Source organism: Christiangramia aquimixticola (genome assembly GCF_048285835.1).
In the GTDB taxonomy this organism is placed as follows: Bacteria; Bacteroidota; Bacteroidia; order Flavobacteriales; family Flavobacteriaceae; genus Christiangramia; species Christiangramia aquimixticola.
In genome coordinates, this window is sequence record NZ_JBLVTL010000304.1 from 1 (window position 1) to 283 (window position 283).

1 protein-coding gene is annotated in these 283 nt (G+C 44.5%); it reads right to left on the reverse strand.

Annotated features, from left to right (window positions below; all coding sequences use genetic code 11):
* Nucleotides 1–283 (reverse strand): RNA polymerase sigma factor (locus tag ACNKXV_RS14580; protein ID WP_417908421.1); only part of this gene is annotated, 283 nt, incomplete at both ends.

Consider the following 283-nt stretch of genomic DNA (forward strand, 5'->3'; position numbering starts at 1 on the left):
GGCTCTGCGAGGTCTAGACTTTCCGGTATTTCGGTCTCTTGATCAGCCTTTTTCTTTTCCTTAGTAGAAAACGTAAGTGCCGTGTTGTATGAAATCCGATAGATCCAGGTACTGATGTCGCTTTCACCTTTGAAGCTCTCGAGATGCCTCCAGATTTTGATCAGTATTTCTTGGAAAAGGTCGTTGGCCAGTTCTTTTTCCCTGACAAAACCCAGGCAGAGTCGGTAGATTTTGTCCTTGTGGCGTTGATACAAGGCTTCAAAATCCTGTTCTTTTTGGGTTC